13 protein-coding genes are annotated in these 15,834 nt (G+C 54.6%); 9 read left to right on the top strand and 4 right to left on the bottom strand.

Features of this window, described 5'->3' with window-relative positions:
• The first annotated feature begins 104 nt into the window (after window positions 1–104).
• From K7P01_RS15965 to K7P01_RS15990, 6 genes are all read left to right on the top strand, one after another.
• Window positions 105–2,225 carry a tetratricopeptide repeat-containing sensor histidine kinase gene (locus tag K7P01_RS15965; protein ID WP_267294736.1) on the top strand — a complete coding sequence of 707 codons (2,121 nt, stop codon included), beginning with the start codon at window positions 105–107 and terminating at the stop codon, window positions 2,223–2,225.
• 71 nt (window positions 2,226–2,296) lie between these two features.
• On the top strand, window positions 2,297–2,854 hold the full coding sequence (locus K7P01_RS15970; protein ID WP_267294739.1) for an RNA polymerase sigma factor: 558 nt from the start codon (window positions 2,297–2,299) through the stop codon (window positions 2,852–2,854).
• 10 nt (window positions 2,855–2,864) lie between these two features.
• Complete coding sequence (locus K7P01_RS15975; RefSeq protein ID WP_267294741.1) at window positions 2,865–3,275, top strand: hypothetical protein; 411 nt, start codon at window positions 2,865–2,867, stop codon at window positions 3,273–3,275.
• A 3-nt stretch (window positions 3,276–3,278) separates the two neighbouring features.
• The gene (locus K7P01_RS15980) at window positions 3,279–3,743 is read left to right on the top strand and encodes a hypothetical protein (protein ID WP_267294743.1); all 465 of its coding nucleotides are present in this window, start codon (window positions 3,279–3,281) and stop codon (window positions 3,741–3,743) included.
• Window positions 3,744–3,798: 55 nt separating this feature from the next.
• Window positions 3,799–4,728 carry a hypothetical protein gene (locus K7P01_RS15985; RefSeq protein ID WP_267294745.1) on the top strand — a complete coding sequence of 310 codons (930 nt, stop codon included), beginning with the start codon at window positions 3,799–3,801 and terminating at the stop codon, window positions 4,726–4,728.
• A 78-nt stretch (window positions 4,729–4,806) separates the two neighbouring features.
• A complete protein-coding gene (locus tag K7P01_RS15990) occupies window positions 4,807–6,084 on the top strand; it encodes an acetyl-CoA C-acetyltransferase (RefSeq protein WP_267294747.1) in 1,278 nt (425 codons plus the stop codon).
• Window positions 6,085–6,090: 6 nt separating this feature from the next.
• On the opposite strand, the gene K7P01_RS15995 is transcribed toward K7P01_RS15990, so the two are convergent.
• The 4 genes from K7P01_RS15995 to K7P01_RS16010 form a co-directional block, all read right to left on the bottom strand.
• Window positions 6,091–6,711, bottom strand: a complete 621-nt coding sequence (locus tag K7P01_RS15995) for an alpha/beta hydrolase (RefSeq protein WP_267294749.1) — start codon at window positions 6,709–6,711, stop codon at window positions 6,091–6,093.
• Window positions 6,712–6,720: 9 nt separating this feature from the next.
• On the bottom strand, window positions 6,721–7,032 hold the full coding sequence (locus K7P01_RS16000; RefSeq protein WP_267294751.1) for a GNAT family N-acetyltransferase: 312 nt from the start codon (window positions 7,030–7,032) through the stop codon (window positions 6,721–6,723).
• A 31-nt stretch (window positions 7,033–7,063) separates the two neighbouring features.
• On the bottom strand, window positions 7,064–7,999 hold the full coding sequence (locus tag K7P01_RS16005; RefSeq protein WP_267294753.1) for a ring-cleaving dioxygenase: 936 nt from the start codon (window positions 7,997–7,999) through the stop codon (window positions 7,064–7,066).
• An 84-nt stretch (window positions 8,000–8,083) separates the two neighbouring features.
• On the bottom strand, window positions 8,084–10,165 hold the full coding sequence (locus tag K7P01_RS16010) for a M48 family metallopeptidase (RefSeq protein WP_267294755.1): 2,082 nt from the start codon (window positions 10,163–10,165) through the stop codon (window positions 8,084–8,086).
• A gap of 258 nt (window positions 10,166–10,423) precedes the next feature.
• Between K7P01_RS16010 and K7P01_RS16015 the strand changes: the two genes are divergently transcribed.
• From K7P01_RS16015 to K7P01_RS16025, 3 genes are all read left to right on the top strand, one after another.
• Entirely contained in the window at window positions 10,424–11,002 is a 579-nt protein-coding gene (locus tag K7P01_RS16015; RefSeq protein WP_267294757.1) for an RNA polymerase sigma factor, read from the top strand.
• Between the two features lie 96 nt (window positions 11,003–11,098).
• On the top strand, window positions 11,099–12,103 hold the full coding sequence (locus tag K7P01_RS16020) for a FecR family protein (RefSeq protein WP_267294759.1): 1,005 nt from the start codon (window positions 11,099–11,101) through the stop codon (window positions 12,101–12,103).
• Between the two features lie 548 nt (window positions 12,104–12,651).
• Window positions 12,652–15,816: a SusC/RagA family TonB-linked outer membrane protein gene (locus tag K7P01_RS16025; RefSeq protein ID WP_397311113.1), complete on the top strand. Its 3,165-nt coding sequence runs from the start codon at window positions 12,652–12,654 to the stop codon at window positions 15,814–15,816.
• Window positions 15,817–15,834 lie beyond the last annotated feature (18 nt).

Consider the following 15,834-nt stretch of genomic DNA (forward strand, 5'->3'; position numbering starts at 1 on the left):
TGCCTGTCCTGCGTGCTGTAGCATGTGTTTTGATCTATGCTACATGTTTATGTAGGCCGTACGGCGCATCCGCACAGTCCGCTGCTACAACGCAATTGGATAGTTTGCAACAAGCACTACAAGCACACTCCACGACAGACACTACGCGTGCGACCATCCTGATCGCACTGACGCGACAACTATACCGCGCCGGGCACCACGATGAAGCACTAACGTACGCCGCCGAAGCGCGCGTGATCTCGCGCGCCCTGCAGTATCCCAAAGGAGAAGGCAACGCCTGGGTCGCGTCGGGTCACGCCTATCTTCGCATGGGTGACTACGACAGTGCGCTGGCACATTTTCACAAAGGACATGCTGCCTTCACCGCGGCACACGAGCTCGGACGACTGGCCGATACCTATCTCTACATCGGTCAGGCTTACGACTATCAGGCGCGCTACAAAGAAGCGCTGGAGCAATATCGTGCAGCCTTGAATGTGCTGGAAGAGCGCCCCAATAAAGACATGCAGGTGCGTGTGCTCAATAGCATCGGCATCACCTACTTCAACCGCGGTAGCTATGAGCTGGCGTTGGAGCACTACCTGCAGGCCATGAAGATCAGCGCGACGTTTCCGGACAAGCTCTATTATGCCACCATCGTAAACAATATCGGTGTGGTGAAAATGGCGACGACACAGTATGACGAAGCATTGCGATACTTCCGGTTATATCGCGCCGCAGCGCGTGAGATGAAACACCCGCAGTCGGAAGCGGTGGCCTTGTTAAACATTGGCGAGGCCTGCATCGGAATGAAATTATATAAAGAAGCCAATCAACATTTGGATAGCGCCTTGACCCGGTATGGCCAGATAGGCGATAAACGCGGCATGTCGTTCGCAGAGGCCAACCTGGGTGATTCCTACCGCAACATGGGGTGGTTTCTGAATGCCGAAACCTATTACAACGAATCCATTGGTATAGCCCGCGAGATACACAGCGACGAGGCGCTGGTAAAATCGTTGCTTGGCCTGACGGACTTGTATATACGCATGCAACAACCGCGTCGTGCCGTGGCACCCTTGACGGAGGTTAGGGCAGCGGCTGAGCGGTCGGGTGCCATGCCGTGGATGGAAAAAGTTTATTTGTATAGCTCGCGGCTGGACTCTGCCCGGGGTGACTACCGGTCGGCCTATCAATGGTTCAAAAAGTATTCGCACTTAAACGATAGCCTGTTCAATGAACGCAAAAGCCAACAGGTCGCACAAATGCAAGAGCTCTATGCGAGTGAGAAAAAAGACAAAGAAATAACGCTGCTGAGTGAAGCAAAAAAGATGGAAGAGTTAAAGCTTTCATCCAATAGAACACTCCTGATCATATCCATTATATTTTTTGTGTTGTTAACCGGCCTGATTTTGTACTGGGGGTATATAAAATCACGTTATGCGCGGGAAGTAAGCGAGCAGCACGAACGGATATCGGAAGCGTATGAAGAGCTGAAGGTGCTGATGGACCGTGTGGAAGAGCAAAACAAAATGCTGGCTACCAAAAACGAAGCGCTGGAAGAGCTACACCGCGAGAAGGACGGCCTGATCAGCGTAGTGGCACATGATTTACGAAGCCCGTTGAACCGCATTGCCGGGCTGGCTATGCTGGTGGAATTGGGGCAGCCCCTCGACACGGATGGGAAGGAGCTGGTGACCATGATGCAAAAGGTTTGTGCAGAAGGCAACGGCCTCATTCGCGACCTGCTGGATATCAATCAATTTGCACAGCAGGAAGCGTTGACACTGGCGCCGCTACACCTCGGTCAATTTGTGGGTGCATTGGCTGCGCACTATGCCGGTGCGCTGGAAAAGAAACAGCTCACCATGGTTATCCACAACGACAGCGACAGTGTCGTGCAGACGGATAGCCATTGCCTCAACCGCATACTCGACAACATTCTTACCAACGCCATCAAGTTTTCGCCACCGGGCAAGCGCATCTTTGTCCATACCGAATCTCAACCGGCGGCGGTCACGATCCGCATTCGCGACGAAGGCCCCGGTTTTCATCCTGAAGACCTCTCGCGTGTGTTTCGCAAATTCACCCGTCTGTCGGCGCGTCCGACCGGGGGAGAAAGCTCAACCGGCCTGGGATTGTCCATCGTCAAATCCCTCGTGGAGAAACTGAGCGGCTCCGTGAAGCTCGAAAGTGTCTGGGGGCATGGCGCTACGTTTATCATTACACTGCCCCGCAACACCTGAATTTATTTTCGCCGCGCGTTAAACCCGGCGCCCCGGCTTTTGTCTAACTTGGGAATTCACCGTCGATCTCCTTGGAGGATAAAGAGCTTTTGGCAAAGATCCGGGACCCCGAGACCCGGAATTACGGATTTAACCTGCTGGTACGGGCATACCAGCAGCGTGTGTATGGCCATATCCGGAAGATGGTCATTGATCACGACGATGCGGATGATCTGACCCAGGAAGTCTTTATCAAAATCCACAAGCACATCGACAGCTTTCGGGAAGACGCCCAGTTGTACACCTGGGTGTATCGCATCGCCACCAACGAATGCCTGAATTTCTTACGCAGCAAAAAGCGCAAATTCTTTTTGCCCATCGGCGACGTCACCGAAGAGCTCAGCCGCAAGCTCGACCAGCAGCCGGGCCTGTCCGGCGACGACGTGCAACGCCGCTTGCAAAAAGCTTTGCTGACGCTGCCCGACAAACAACGGATAGTCTTCAATATGAAATACTTTGAAGACCTGCCCTATGACACGATCGCAGACATTACTCAAACCAGCGTGGGGGCACTCAAGGCCAGCTACCACCACGCCGTGAAAAAAATAGAAGACTACCTTCGTAACGATATAAACACCGCCGGCCACTAACGCTACCTGTATGAAACTGGAAGACATACCGAAAAAAGAGATCTTTACCGCCCCCGACGGCTACTTTGACATGCTGCCCGGCGTGATTCAGGCGCGTGTAGCAAAACAATCCCGGTTCACGCGCCCCGTATGGCAGTACAGCTTGCGTTACGCATTACCGGCAGTGGTACTGGTGGCAGCCGGCATCCTGTGGTATACACGGCAGACCTCCGCACAAGACATGCTCGCGGGCATTGCTACCGAAGAACTCGTGCGCTACCTCGAAGAGTCCGAAACCCTTTCCACGGACGAGCTACTCGACACCAACCTGCTGGATGCGGACGATGTACAGTCCATCGAGCAGGAAGTCTACCACCTGGACCTCAACGACGATGTACTCGATGCTTTAGAAGACAACCTGAACGACTTTAATAGTTTATAAGACATGAAAACGTTTATTTCCATCGCGCTGATCATACTGGCCATCCCGTTATACGCGCAGGATGACGACCTGCCGGAAGAAAGCAATCCCACGGTACGCGAACGGATACAGGCTGCCCGCGTCGCCTATATCACCGACCAGCTCGCGCTGACGCCTACGGAGGCCGAGAAGTTCTGGCCGATCTACCGTGAGTTTACCGACAAGCGCAAAGCACTGCTCAAAGAGCTGCGCTATGCGCGGCGCCATCCCGACCCCAGTAAGAGCGCTGATCAAAACGAAAAAGACCTGGTGACCCTGGGCCTGGAGGTGAAGCAAAAAGAAGTAGACCTGGAACGGCACTATTCCGGGCAGCTGCTGGACGTTATTCCTGCGCAAAAGTTGCGGATGCTGCCGGAGGTCGAGCGCAAGTTTCGACTGCTGATCCTGAAGCAGATACAGGAGCGTCGCCGAGGGCGCGAAAAGAACTGACGTCGTTAAACCTTTTGCCCCGTCGGCTGTCTAAGTAGTAATTAAACGGATCAATATGAAACGCAAGAACAGTTTTACGGTACTGGGCCTGGTAACAGTCCTTCTATGGAGCGCTGGAACCCTGCAGGCACAGACCGCAGCACAAGATTCAACCGGTTTACCCGGCGACAATTTCAGCCTGGAAGGCGCCCTGGAAATGTTCCAGAAAGCAGGCTCGCCGGAGGAATTCGAAAAGATGCTGAACTCCCAGGAAAACAATGTCAACAACCTGGACCTGAACGAAGACGGTGAAGCCGACTATATAAAAGTTATCGACAAACGCGATGGCGACGTACACGCCCTGATTCTGCAAGACGCTGTATCGGAAAACGAGAACCAGGACATTGCCGTGATCGAATTAGAAAAGACCGGCAACGACCAGGCCGTACTACAGATCATCGGTGACGAAGACATCTACGGCGAAGAGCGCATCGTCGAACCCACCGACAACACCCGCGCGCAAAAACAGACCACGCGCGTAGCCGATGACGCCGCCCCGCGCACGCACACGACCGTCGTGGTAAATGTATGGGCATGGCCCGCCGTACGCTATATGTATGCTCCGGGCTATGTCGTTTGGGCATCTCCCTGGGCCTGGCACCGCCGCCCCATGTGGTGGCGCCCCTGGCGTCCGGTGCGCTATCACGCATTCTATACATACCGCATACCCTATCGCCCCCGCTATGTAGTAGTACATACCCACCGCGTAGTACATGCTGCCCGGGTTTACCGCCCGGTGCGCACCACGTCGGTAACCGTCACCACACGCCACCAGGCGTCCGTAACACGCTATCGCGCTGACCGCACCACACAACGAAAAAGCGTTACGGTAACAAAAGGCAACAAACAGGTGAAAGCCACGCGCCGCACGACAACGGTAGAGGGCAAACGCGGACGTGTGAAAGCCACGCGCACCACCACGCGCGTGCGTCGTACAAGAGATTAGATGTACTGAAAACGATAAAATAGACAATTCCCCACAACCATTAATTCAGTACCTTACGCGCGCAATAATACGATCATTATGCTCGCCAATGCCCAACCCCGGAAAGTCGCCATTGTAGGCTACAACCGTATACCCTTCGCCCGTCAGAATACATTTTACACGCAGGCCACGAACAAAGACATGATGGTCGCCGCGCTGAACGGATTGATCGACCGCTACAAGCTGCAAGGCCTGCGCCTGGGCGAAGTCGCCGGCGGAGCCGTGATAAAAGACAGCCGCGATATAAACCTCATGCGCGAGTGCGTCATGACGACGTCGCTGGACCGCGCCACCCCCGCCTGCGACATCCAACAAGCCTGCGATACCGGCATCGAGTCGGCAGTATATATTGCCAACAAGATCGCCCTCGGGCAGATCGATGCAGGCATTGCCGGCGGGGTAGATTCCACCAGCAACGTGCCACTGCTCGTAGGCGAAAACCTGCGCCGTATCCTGCTGGCCGCACGCCGCGCAAAGACCACCGGTGAGCGCCTGCGTCAGTTTCTGAAGATCCGGATAAAAGACCTGTCGCCCGAAGCACCCCAGAATGTCGAGCCGCGCACAGGCCTCTCCATGGGCGGGCACACCGAGATTACTGCCAGGCACTATGGCATCTCGCGCGAAGAGCAAGATCAGTACTCCCTGGAAAGCCATCAGAAAATGGCGCGTGCATACGACCGTGGTTTCTTCCACGACATGATGACTCCCTATGCCGGGTTGACCCGCGACAACAACCTGCGCACGGATAGCAGCCTGGAGAAGCTGGCCAAGCTCAAGCCTGCATTCGACAAAGTACAGGGCACACTCACCGCGGGCAATTCATCGCCGTTAACCGACGGCGCCTCCTGTATCCTGCTGGCTTCCGAGGAGTGGGCAAACGCGCAGGGGCTGCCCGTGTTGGCGTATTTTACACATGCCGAGCTGGCCGCGGTCGAATACCTCGACAATCGTCAGAACCTATTGATGGCGCCCGTGCAAGCATCGGCGCGCATGCTGGCCAAGGCCGGTCTGACACTGCAAGACTTCGACTTCTATGAAATACACGAAGCCTTTGCCGCGCAAGTACTCACGACATTGAAGATTTGGGAGAGCCCTGAGCTAAGCCGCCTGTTCGGACAAGAGCCGCTCGGCAGTATCGATCGCAGCAAACTGAACGTAACGGGCAGCAGCCTCGCCGCGGGCCACCCGTTCGCGGCTACGGGCGGACGTGTCATTGCCACGTTGGCCAGGTTGCTGCACGAAAAGGGGAGTGGACGTGGATTTATCTCGGTATGTGCGGCAGGTGGTCAGGGTATTACAGCCATTCTGCAACGATAAACTTTCCTATGCTTTAAAGATTAACGTGTTGGCTTGCTCCAGCTCGTCGCGGCTAATGGTGTGGCCCATGTTGGGATATACTTTTACGGTGACATGGGCATGTCGTTCGCGCAAGGTGGCCTCGGAAGCCAGCACACGCGTTACCGGCACGTGTGGATCGGGATCGCTCGTGCCGATAAACACAGGCGTGCCACCAAAGTCTCCGTGATAATTTACAGGATAAAGTTTATCGCCGATCAGCCCGCCGGTAAAGGCGGCTACGCCGCCCCATCGTTGCGCATGCCGCGTGATAAATTCCAACGTCAGACACGCACCCTGCGAGAATCCGGTGAAGTATATATTTTCCGCGGTGATACCGGCGGCCGTAATGTCTTCTACAACGCTGCCGATCAGACTCAGTGCAGACGAAAGCCACGGCTCGTTGTCTGCAGGAGGCGCCAGAAAAGAATAGGGGTACCAGGTCTGCTGTGTAGCCTGGGGCGCCAGCAGCGCAAAGTCCTGCACGTGTAGCAGCGGCGACAACGACAAAATATCGCTGGCGGTGCCACCACGGCCGTGTAACAAGATCAGCGCTCGTTTGGCTTCCGCAAGCGGGAGGCCGGCGTATTGGATGTTTTTCTGATGCATAATGCAGGCTCAGGATTTTTTACCGTGCCAGTCGTGGTTCCAGACGTCGGCATATTGTTCTGGGTGTCGTTTAAATTGAGCCAGTACATAGGGGCAAAGCGGCACCACTTTCAACTGGTGTTGGCGCGCATGTGCTACCATGGCGTCTAGCAACTTGCCGCCGGCACCCTGCCCTTTCAGTTTGTCGGAGACTTCGGTGTGATACACCACCAGGTTTCCACCGGCAATGCCGATCTCCATCTCGCCCAGGCGCTCGTTGTTTTCTTCGATCACAAAAGCCCCCCGGCCGACATTATTTAATTTTAGCGTTACGTCGTTCATGTGTTAAAGATATATCTGTATTACAGATATATCAAGACAGCGCCGGCAGCACCTTTTCGATGCGCGCACGGTCGGCCTCGTATTGCACGGGCAGCTTCAGGCTGGTACCCAGCGTCGCCAGCGGTTCGTCGACAGCAAAGCCCGGGTTGTCGGTGGCAATCTCAAAAAGCACACCGCCCGGCTCGCGGAAATAAAGAGAGAAGAAATAGTTACGATCGATCTTCGGTGTGATCTGTAACCCATGCTGAACAACTTTCTCCCGGTACTGCATCAGCACCTCTTCGTTTCGCACGCGGAAGGCCACGTGATGCACCGTACCTCCGGCATTGGTCGCGCCGGGCGCCTGCGGTGCCGCCAGCAGGTCCACGATGGAACCGTGTGGAACGGCATCGGTAGTATAGCGATAGCGATTCTCTTCCTGACCAGCAGGAGTGTAACCAAAGATATCCGTCAATACACGGGCTGTGCCCTGAATGTCGCGCAGGGTTACTGTAATACTGTGAAAGCCCCGTGTCGCTACTGCTGTTTGCACCTCGGGCGTCTGCCACGGCGTACGGGCATCGGGTTGTTGGGGAACGATCAGCGTAAGCGGCAGCCCATCAGGGTCCTCAAACGACAGGAAGGGTTCTCCAAACCGCGTACCGGTGCCGGTAATTTTTACATGGTGCCCGTGAAAACGCGCGGTCCAAAACTCCAGGCTCGTCGCCGGTACGGTGTAGCCAATCTCCGTGGCCATACCCGTGCCCACACGGCCGGCTGTAATCCCTTCCCACGGAAAAAAGGTCAGAATGGTGCCGGGCGTACCGGCTTCATCGCCAAAGTAAAAGTGATAGGTGCCGGGGTCGTCAAAGTTTACGGTCTTCTTGACCATGCGCAGTCCCAGCACGCGCGTATAGAATTCATAGTTGCGTTTGGCCTGGCCGGCAATGGCCGTAATGTGATGAATGCCAAGTATCCTGTTTTCCATAGTGATGATCCAACGGCCGTTTGATGCCTGTTTGGAATGCAATATGTTCAAAAGCCGTCGGGCGTGCCATGCCCCAACCATGAATTATGCTGTATTTTTCCGCAGCGTGTGCGCAGATGCCTCCAGCTCCGCCTGGTACACCAACAACCGCTTCTTGTGCAAGAAGTGCGACTCGATCAACACCTCCTGGTAAAAGGTCGCGGCGGAGAAAAGCGTTTTTAGTGCCTCGTCGTTGTACGCATTCTCTCCGATGTACACCAGGTCGTTGGCTTCATAGTACGCCAGGCCCTCCCGGCGTTCATTTGTCAGCGCGTCGTGAAACGTTGTATCCGTCAGCATATCTTTGATAAACAGCTTAAGCTGTGCTTCGATTATCCGAACGGCCTCCAGTTTCTGCAGAATGACTTCAAGCTGCCGCTCGTACTGCATAAAGTCCATGGCTTCCATCAACTCGTGGTGCGGCTTAAAGAGGTCATCCAACTTGTTGTAGAGGGAAATATACGTATCGTATAGGTTTTTCAGCACCCCCGTCTTTTCCTGCCGGGCCGCCAACGAAAAGAAATATACCTGTGACTGATGGTCGACGTCGATCAGGGCGGCGTTCAACGTATTCAGGTTTTCCTCCAGTGTCCCGACGAGGGGCGCGATTTCCCAGAGCTTGTATTTCCTGCCATCGTAATCAAACGTCTTGATCGTGTGGTCGCCCTTCGCCAGCGCACGAAGCGTGTCAATATCGCGTTCCAGCGCCAGCGCCGTATATGCCATATCCGATGCCGCGTCGGTAAAGATCGCACGCGCATCTTGCGCTACGGCGACAGGTGCTGCGATCTTTTCCGGGTCAGGCGCCACCGTCGTACGATGATTGTAAAAATTGTTGTATAGCGCTGGGAAACAATCGTCGCGATACTCCTGCGTGAACGTTTGTATAAACTTGTCTAACGGCTCCACTACTGGCTTTTCGGCCTCCGTCTTCTCGGAAAACAACGCGCGGGTTATTTCTTCCTGCATGGCCTCCTGGTTGATGAACAGCGTCATGGCCGGTTCGCGGTCGTCCTTCCGGACAGGAATGTTCAACGTCTCCAGTGCCAGGATGCGGTCTTCGGTAGCGGGGTGCGAAGCCCACTGGTCTTTGATCACCAACTTCGACTTATTATACCGGGACGTATGTTCCTGTGTCACTACCGGTAGTCCGTCTTGCAGCGGAAGATTGTTTTCCGCTGCCAGGAAGTTCATGACATATGCCTGCTGCGGATAGAGGTTGGCCGTAACGATATCCTTGCGGCTACGCGCCTGGTAAAATCCAACCACCGTTTCATACGCCTGGTTGGCCAGGTCGAGGCGCGGCAGCGAGGTCATCAAAGGGCGCGATCCTGCTACATTCGCCGCTACTTCGTCGGCGTGAAACTCCATCTCGCGTGAAAGACCGAGGTAGCTCAGGTTGACGACGTCATACACCTTCCGCAAAATCGCCTGAACGCCTTGCAGCACCTTTACGGCGGCCGTCACGAAGATGGAAAAGTACCAGCTTAAGTTGCCCCACCGGTTGGCCAGGTTGTCATACGATGCGTTGTCGTACAGCATATTGTAGATAACCTGGTTCACATTGTATACATAGCTGCCTACCTTCATGGAGCGTTGGGAGAAATGCCCAAACTCGTGTGCCAGGATCGCCCGGAACTCATTCACCGAAACCGTATTGACCAGCCCGATGCCGATGTGCAGGTTTTTCTTCACCGGCAGGAACATACTCCAGAACCCGGAATCATAAAACACCGACGCATTCACATCCGCCGAGAGGTATACCTTCTTGGGGAACTTTGTGTGTACTTCGTCCACGATCTCGCGAATGAACGCAAACAGCTGAGGCTGCTGCTCCGGACGGATCTCCGTCAGGTGCGAGCGATCTACGATGTGCCGTTTAAAAATGAACTTGAGCAGAAAGATCAAAATCAAAACCCCTGCGCCTGTCATGCCGAGTCCCAGGCCTATCGTCAGGACGGACGGTCTCAGGGCGACCAGCATGATGCCACCCCAGCCTAAGAGAAAGGTAAGGCCCACCGCGGCCACCACGAGAAAAATATACACCACCAGAAAGAGTAGGATGGAAAGCATGGCCCGTATGGCCATCTTCCTAAAATTTCCGGATACGGGGACTTCAGTTTGCATGTACTGGTAAGGTTAGAACGTGTCTGTGAAAACAGCGGTTGATATTGGCAGTGAAGGTACTGCAAAAGACGAAGGCTTAAAAAAAAAGTAGGCCGGTGGGACCAAAGTCGCCATCACGTACTGTGCTGATGTTGATGTGTTTCCAGCCGGGAAAACGTTGCATTCATCGAAATAATGAAAGCATGGCAAGCAATTTTTCCGGCTTCCCGAAATCGTTTGTGTTAAAAATTATTTAAACTTGTATAAAGTACCTTTTAAATGTCCGACCTAAGCCTACATACAGAGCAACAACTGTTGTCTGCCCTGCGCGACGGTAGCGAAGCGGCATACGAGGAAATATTCCGGCGTTTCTGGACGCCCTGTTACAATATCGCGCGCACCAAGGTACAGGCACACGCCGAGGCCGAAGAGATTGTGCAAGCTATTTTTTTTGCGCTCTGGGAGAAACGGGCAACACTGTATGTCACCAACCTCTGGCACTATTTACAGACGTCCGTGCGCAACCGCGTCATTGACCACATTCGCCAGCAGATCACGCAGCGAAAATATTGGGACTATTACAAAGCATTTTTTCCGTGGCAACGCACGGAAACGGAAGATACGGTCGAGTACGACAATCTGCACGAAGCATTAGAAGAAGCCGTCAGTCACCTACCTGAAAAATCCAGGGTGGTGTTCCGCCTAAACCGGCTGGAAGGCCGCTCGGTGGCGGAAATCGCAGGACTGTTACAGCTCTCGGAGAAAGCCATCGAGTATCATCTCACCAAATCACTCAAGCAACTTCGGTATCGTCTCCGTGATTTTATTTTTCTGACGGCCATGCTCGCGTGCCTCTAACGTTCGTCAGGGTGCACACTTAATATCTTTATGACAACGTTTGAAAAAAGTTGCCAACGCGTTTAGGGCATTTGGCGGGTCGTGCGTCTTAACGACATGACACCCGAAGCCTTCAAAGAAATCCTAACCCGGTATTGCCAGGGGCAGTGTACACCGCAAGAGGAGGCGCTGGTTCAAGCGTGGTATGATGCCATCGATACCAGCGGCCGCCAGGCGCTACCCGAAGAACAACGCATTATACTCGAGGCCAAAGCATGGTCGCAGCTCAGCGCCCGTGTACGCGACGGCCGACAACCACGCTTCCACCTGTTGTACAAGATTGCGGCGTGCCTGGCACTGTTCGTATTGGCGGTGGGAGGCTGGTATTATTTTACCCGTACGCCGGATGCCAGCGTGGCCGGCATTACCGCCGATGCACTCCCCGCAGGATGGCGCGCCGAATACAATAGCGGCCAGACACCCCGCATGATTCTTCTCACCGATGGCAGCCGCGTGATGCTATATCCCGGCAGCACGTTGTGCTTTCCGCAGACGTTCGACCGTAGCCGACGCGAAGTAACCCTCACGGGTGAAGGTTTCTTTGACGTACAACGCGACACGCTCAGTCCTTTTTTAGTCTATACACAAGAAGTAACCACACGCGTATTAGGCACAAGCTTCACGATAAAGGCCTATGCCAATGCACCGGAAATAACCGTGGCGGTAGCCTCCGGTCGGGTGGCAGTATATAAACAGAAACCGGGTACCACGCACGATGCAGCCGCTGTCGTGCTCTCGCCCAACCAACAAGCGGTATATAATCGTCAGAATGATCGCGTAAAAAAAGCGTTGGTGGCGCATCCGCGCATCATTCCAGCCGCGTCGGCAAATCCTACGATGCGCTACGAAGCGGCACCCGTCACCAGTATATTTCAAGCGTTGGAAGAAAGTTATGGAGTCGATTTTATATACGATGAAAATGCCCTCACCGGCTGTACCCTCACCACCACGCTGACCGATGAAGATCTGCACGCACGCATACACATTGTATGTGAAGCCATCGGCGCAAGCTACACGGTACAGGATACCAGCATTGTGATTACGGGCACAGGCTGCCCGTAGCCTTGATAGAAAGAAAATAATAACCCAAACAACCCCCCAAAATCCAGGATGCCTATGATACACTAAACACTACTCCAGCAACAGAAATAAAATAGGCCGGCGATGGTACCAGCATCACCGGCCGGTGTCGTGCCCTGCGAATATCGCGGGGGGCACCAAGCTTTTGCCTTTGTACAACAAAAACAAAACAAGGTATGAATAAACCTACACCTATTCACTATGTACTGTTGTTCTTTATGAGAGTTACTATGCTACAGCTGTTTATTTCAGGGGTTACAGTCCTCGCGGCCTATGCGCACGACGTGCGCGGGCAGGAGGTGCTGGATCGCGAAATCACCCTGGAAGCTGATCGTGAAGAACTGCGCGACGTACTTGGCCGCATTGAAAAACAGGCCGATGTTAAGTTCACCTATCGCCCCCGGCTCATCGAGTCCCACCGCCTGGTGTCCGTACGCATACAACACACCCGCCTGGGGGAAGTGCTGACCGATCTGCTCGGCGAACGTGTCGACTGGACCGTCATTGGCCGTCAGATTGTGCTCAAGCCAATGCCAACGGAAGAGTTTGCCGCCGATGACTATATATCCGGTAAAACCGTCGCCGCCGCCGAGATCAGCGGTCGTGTAACCGACGACACCGGGGGTGCGCTGCCCGGCGTGAACGTGCTGATAAAAGGAACGTCTGCCGGCACAACCACCGACATCGACGGTAAGTATACGCTTTCTGTTGCCGACGCCGGCGCCGTGCTGGTTTTTACCTTTATTGGCTATAAAACGCAGGAGATTCCCGTCAACGATCGCTCCGTGATCGACGTCGTCCTGGCGGCGGATGTGCAATCCCTGCAAGAGATCGTCGTCGTGGGCTATGGCGAGCAGAAAAAAGAAACGGTTACAGGTTCCGTTGTTACGGTACGCGGCGCCGACCTTGTCAAGTCGCCCTCGGTCAACCTGTCCAACTCCCTGGCCGGACGCATGCCCGGCGTGGTGGCCGTTAACCGCAGTGGCGAGCCCGGCGCCGATGGCTCCAGCATTCGCATCCGCGGCTCGAACACCCTGGGCAGCAACGACGCCCTGATTGTAATCGACGGTATACCTGCCCGTTCCGGTGGTCTCGAACGTCTTAATCCCGCCGACATCGAATCGATCTCGGTCTTGAAAGATGCTTCCGCAGCCATCTATGGATCACGGGCCGCCAACGGTGTTATCCTCATTACGACCAAGCGCGGCAAGACCGGCAAGCCCGAATTGATGTATAGTTTTAATCAAGGCTGGTCACAACCCACCACGGTGCCCCGCCTGGCTGACGCCGTACAATTTTCCGAGATGCGCAATGAGCTGGAGATCTTTAACCTGCCCACGGGAGAGTGGAACGCCGCCAACCAGGCCTTTAAGGAAACCGGCAGCTATACCCGTCCCAACGGCACCGTACTCGATGCTCCCTATACACCGGAAGACTTCGTGCTCTTCCGCAGTGGCGCCGACCCCTGGGGGCACCCCAATACCGACTGGTATGACGCGACACTCAAGAACTGGTCGCCGCAGTCGCGACACAGCCTGCAACTAAGCGGTGGTACAGACAACGTGAAATACATGGCCTCCCTGGGCTATCAAAATCAGGATGCTTACTACCGTAACGCGGCCACCGGCTATAAGCAATACGACCTGCGCATAAACCTGGATGCCAACATCAACAAATATGTCAAGACAACGCTGGGCATCCTGGGCCGCCAGGAGAATCGCTTTTATCCTACGCGCACTGCCGCTGCCATCTTCCGCATGCAAATGCGCGGCATCCCGACAGAGCCTGCGTTCTGGCCCAACGGCATGCCGGGCCCCGATATCGAATATGGTGAGAATCCCGTCGTGATCACCACCAGCCAAACCGGCTACGACCGCGACACACGCTATTACGTGCAGACCAACGGCGGCGTAGAGATCACCCAGCCCTGGATCAAAGGGTTGAAATTTACGGGTACCGCCTCTGTCGATAAATATGTAAAGCGTACAAAGAAATGGGAGGTACCATGGTTCCTCTATACCTGGGACAAAACCACTTTTGAAGACGACGGCGTAACGCCCAAGCTCTCCCGCGGACAACGCGGACCTTCCGAACCCCGGCTCACCATGGGCGACGAAGACCAGCTCAACGTACTACTGGGTGGCATCATCACCTACGAGCGCACCTTTGGCGACCATGCCTTTACCGTGCTGGCCGGTACAAACCGCGAGACTGTGGAGAACAATAGCTTTAACGCCTACCGCCGTTTCTTTATTTCCACCGCCGTGGACCAAATGGTGGCTGGTGGTAACCCCGAAAAGAACAACGGTGGTGGTGCCTGGGAGCGTGCGCGTCTAAATTACTTTGGCCGCGTAGCCTATAACTACAAGGAAAAATACCTGGCCGAATTCCTCTGGCGCTACGACGGGTCATATATGTTCCCCGAAAACAAACGCTATGGATTTTTCCCCGGCATCATGGCGGGCTGGCAAATCTCGGAAGAAGAGTTTTGGAAGACCAATGTGCCCATCATGAACTACCTCAAGCTGCGTGCCTCGTGGGGGCAGTTGGGGAATGACCAGATCTACTACGATTTAAACGGTAACGGCATCATTGATCCGGAAGAATTACAAGAATACCAATACATGTCTACCAATGCCTTCCGCAGCTACATCATCGGCGGACAAGAAGTAGGCACAATCTACGAAGCCCGTGTGCCCAATCCGTTGGTGACGTGGGAAGTGGCCAACAACTACGACCTCGGATTGGAAGGACAATTTTTACAAGGCAAGATCAGCTTTGAAGTGGACATCTTCCTGAATAAGCGCAGCAAGATCTTGTGGCGCAAGAATGCCTCGGTGCCGCAGACCACCGGCATGACCCTGCCGGCCGAGAACATCGGCAAAGTCAGTAACCGTGGGTGGGAGCTGCAAATCGGTTACCACGGACAGGCCGGCGAGCTGCAATACAATGTGAGTGTGAACGGCGGCTATGCCAAGAACCGCATCGACTACTGGGACGAAGCCCCCGGCTCGCCCGCCTGGCAACGCACCACCGGCAAACCGATGTATACCTATCAGGCCTACCTCTATGACGGTGTGTTTGCCACCCAGGCAGACATCGATGCCAATGAGTTGGATTATAGCGCCATCACCAACACCCTGCGCCCCGGCGACATGAGGTACAAGGACTACGACGGCGACGGTCGCATTACGCCCGACGACAGAGTGCGTAACGAGAAGACCAACATCCCCACCTTCCAGGGCGGCCTGAACATGTCCGCCAAGTATCGAAACTTCGACTTGTCGATCTTGTTCCAGGGTGCCACCGGCGCGCAGGTATACATCAGCACCGGCGAGTCGGGCAGTATTGGCAACTATCTGCTGGATGTCTACCGCAATCGCTGGACGATCGACAACCCCAGTAGCGAACATCCGCGCATCGCCGACCGCAGCAACCAATACTACTCCAATGACAACACCTATTGGCTGCGTAGCACAGACTATCTGCGACTCAAGAACATCGAGCTGGGCTACACCGTACCGTCCACACTGGGCCAACGTGCCGGCATCAACTCCCTGCGGTTCTATGTCAACGCACTCAACCTGTTTACCATTGACAAGCTCAAAGTGCTTGACCCCGAATCAACCGGTGGCCTGGGACAATACTATCCGCAGGCGAGAATTATCAACATGGGGCTAACCGTAGTTTTTTAATCACGCAAAACATGTATA

The organism is Parachryseolinea silvisoli (assembly GCF_021190955.1).
Classification (GTDB): domain Bacteria; phylum Bacteroidota; class Bacteroidia; order Cytophagales; family Cyclobacteriaceae; genus Ohtaekwangia; species Ohtaekwangia silvisoli.